The following is a 705-nucleotide window of genomic DNA, read 5'->3' as shown; positions in this document are numbered from 1 at the left end:
TGAGCACATACTTAATACTCGGGGACGAAAATCGTTGGGCTATTTTTCTCCAAATGAAGTATTTTTAGCTCATCTAATGGCTGCATAACGTTTTATGGGTTTGTTGCGTTTCGACTGGGAATGGGCCGTCAGGCTCGCACGAGCCGAGCGCAAAGAAATCATATTTTTCTCGCTATTTCTGCGTGGTTTGAACAACATAAACGTCGTATATCTGAAAAAATAACCCTTTATCAACAAAATTGGGACGTAATCAAAAATGCTATTGCTGAGCACATCCGTGTTTTATTAGCGTACCCAAATTAGTTTTGTGCGAAACTCGTGTCTTTATCATAAATACGATAGTCAATAGGAATTGATTCAACACTTGTCAGATCATGCCAAAGCAAATTAACCAAACCTATGCCAGCAATAACATCATGCTTATTACCTGAATATTGATAATGAACCATCTCTATTTTTCTACTACGTGTTTTGGCAATCAATGTATCATCGGCAATTAGTACACAAGGGCTTTTTTTGTCTATAGGGCACCTCGAAAAACCTAAGCCGAGTTTGATTTTGCTGATAAAGTTATCGGAAGCTGGTCTACTGAGCTAACCACCATGAAGAAACGCAGCGCCATTAAGAATGACCTCTTTGCAAACCAGTATCACCAACAGACGATCGACAAGTTGGGTGACCCGCTGGTCAAGATCGAAACCTGTA

The 705-nt window shown here is 40.0% G+C and carries 2 protein-coding genes; one reads left to right on the top strand and one right to left on the bottom strand.

Annotation, left to right across the window (positions count from 1 at the left end):
- The first annotated feature begins 120 nt into the window (after positions 1–120).
- Entirely contained in the window at positions 121–303 is a 183-nt protein-coding gene (locus CBG25_RS20995; RefSeq protein WP_290608998.1) for a hypothetical protein, read from the top strand.
- Here the strand turns inward: CBG25_RS20995 and CBG25_RS20990 are convergent.
- On the bottom strand, positions 300–482 hold the full coding sequence (locus CBG25_RS20990; protein WP_290608997.1) for a hypothetical protein: 183 nt from the start codon (positions 480–482) through the stop codon (positions 300–302). The genes CBG25_RS20995 and CBG25_RS20990 overlap by 4 nt on opposite strands.
- Between the last annotated feature and the right edge of the window lie 223 nt (positions 483–705).

The sequence above is a fragment of the Arsenophonus sp. ENCA genome, from assembly GCF_002287155.1.
GTDB lineage: Bacteria > Pseudomonadota > Gammaproteobacteria > Enterobacterales > Enterobacteriaceae > Arsenophonus > Arsenophonus nilaparvatae.
The sequence above is the reverse complement of the archived record's forward strand: the minus strand, read 5'-3'. Positions and strand labels throughout refer to the sequence as shown.